Below are 2,231 nucleotides of genomic sequence, written 5' to 3'. Positions count from 1 at the left end.
CAAGCGCAGCATGGCGAACGCGTTCGTCACACCCAGGTAGGCCAGTCGCAGCACCACGATCGATCATGTTCCCGCAAGGTTGGGCACTCGCGCCAGAGCCCCGACCCCAGCACGCGGGCCGACGGCCCGCGGAACCCGCATACCGCCTCTCACCTGCACGGATGAGGTTTTCGGCAGGGGCAGCCTTGGGCATCATGATCAAGTACGACAACGCAACGAGGACCGCGACCGTAAGGTCGAGGCCCTCGCTTCCGTATCGTTATAGCGAGTGTCCCAAGGGCGAGTTGACGGCTGACGATACGGTTGTGGTCGGGCAAGGACGACTCGAGCTGCAAGACCCGCGAGGTGGTCTCAAGGTCTCCTCGGGGAAACGGGCACCTGCCCCATCACCACACCAGTCAGTCTCCAGCCGCACGACCCCTGAAGTAGGCCGTGCTGCTCCGCCCACTCTCCCAACCGACACGGTCACGTCCGATTACTCCTATGTCAAGCGGCCGTCGCGAGAGTGATCACGTTGCTGTGTGATTCTCGGGCATCGCGCCGGAGAGCCCGGTAGACGACGTCGGACAGGTGACACTTGAGGGCGCGGATGGCTTCGGTGACCAGGTCCGGCGGGCGTGGTGCGGTCGGCTTGGGGCCCCGTGGCCCTGCTTCAGACCGCAGCGGCGATCAGCCCGCTGCTCGCGGGCAACCCGATGAAGTCCACGATCGACAGGGCGCTGGGAGACCTCGGTCTGCCCCGCACGCTGTTCAACCTGCGGCGCGCCCGGCCGCTGTAGCCCACCCCCAGGCCGGCACCGCACCTGCCCGACAGTTCTGGGCAGGTGCCCTTTGCCACCTGCGGAAGCTTTCCGTGCCCATAACGTGCTGTTCGGCTCCCAGCCATCGATCACGCCACTTCCCGTAGCATTGGTCACCCTATCTTTCTAACCGCTGTTACATTTCAAGAGTTCTCGCGGTTAGGGAAGAAGGTTCTCCATGGTGACTTGGGCAGGCAGGAGAGCGGCCACGTGGACGGCCCTTGCGGCCGCTGCCATGACGGCCGCGACGGCATGCGGTTCGACGACCACGTCAGGGACGGGCGGCAGCACGACGAAGCCGACACTCGTCCTCTACTCGGCCATGGGCTACGACCAGCCGGTGGCCGATGCCTTCCAGAAAGCGACCGGCATCCCGACCAAGGTCGTGGACGACAGCACGGGACCACTGCTGGCGAAGGTGGCCGCGGAGAAGGCCAATCCGCAGTGGGGTCTGCTGTGGGCGGACGGCGCGGAGTGGGCGGCAGCGCTGGACGAGCAGGGCCAGCTGCTGAAGGGCTTCACCCCGTCCGTCGCCTTCAACGCGGCCGGCCAGGCCGCCCTGCCGAAGAACAAGAGCTACACCCCGTCCGGTGTGACCATGGCGGGCACCGTCGTCTACGACACGACCAAGACGCCGAAGCCGCCGACCTCCTGGCAGGACCTGCTGACCCCCGCCTGGAAGGGCAAGGTCGGCATGAACAACCCTGCCGTGTCCGGGCCGACCTACCCGTTCGTGGCCGGAATGATGAACAAGCTCGGGGGTGAGTCCCAGGGCAAGGACTACTACACCAAGCTCAAGGCGAACGGGCTGCACGTCTTCCAGACGAACGGTGACACACTGCACGCGCTCGCCACCGGGCAGATCGACATCGCCCTCATCCAGAGCTCGGCCGGCCTGGGCGCGGCCAAGAAGGTCAACGACCCCCACCTCAAGACGGCCTTCGTCAACGGAGTCACCCTGCTGCCGGGTGTCATGGCCATCGATGCCAAGGCGCCCGCCGCGGTCCAGGCCGAGGCGAAGAAATTCGAGGAGTTCGTGCTCAGCCCGGCCGGACAGCAGGCCGCGAAGAACGGCAACCCGACCGGCGACTCGCTGTTCTGGCCGGTGGTCCAGGGCGTCTCGCCGCTTCCGGCCGTACCCCCGCTGTCTTCGGTGAAGTACCAGACGGTCGACCCGACCATCTGGGGGCCGAAGGAAGCGGAGATCAACTCGTGGTTCACCGCGAACATCGCGAAGTAGCGGGATGACGACGAACAGGTTCGCCCCGGCGCCGGCTGCCGGCCGGGGCCCGCACCTTCAGGAGGCGGCCGGCCCGACGCCGAAGCGTGCCTTCCGGTGGGGGCGGCCAGGGCGCGCCGGCGCTCGTCGTGCGCAATCGCCGGGCCTTGCGCCGCATGCTGTTCAAACCGGGCGAGCTGGGTCTCGTCCGC

The 2,231-nt window shown here is 67.1% G+C and carries 2 protein-coding genes; both read left to right on the top strand.

All coding sequences use genetic code 11. The features are described 5' to 3' along the window. The first annotated feature begins 641 nt into the window (after positions 1 to 641). Positions 642 to 779, top strand: coding sequence for a hypothetical protein (locus tag AB0M27_RS47455; RefSeq protein WP_365732412.1), 138 nt, complete (start codon positions 642 to 644; stop codon positions 777 to 779). 199 nt (positions 780 to 978) lie between these two features. After that, a complete protein-coding gene (locus AB0M27_RS47450; protein ID WP_365732411.1) occupies positions 979 to 2,040 on the top strand; it encodes an ABC transporter substrate-binding protein in 1,062 nt (353 codons plus the stop codon). The last annotated feature ends 191 nt before the right edge of the window (positions 2,041 to 2,231 follow it).

This window comes from Streptomyces sp. NPDC052107, from assembly GCF_040680215.1.
GTDB lineage: Bacteria > Actinomycetota > Actinomycetes > Streptomycetales > Streptomycetaceae > Streptomyces.
This window is presented reverse-complemented; position numbering and strand designations above follow the sequence as displayed.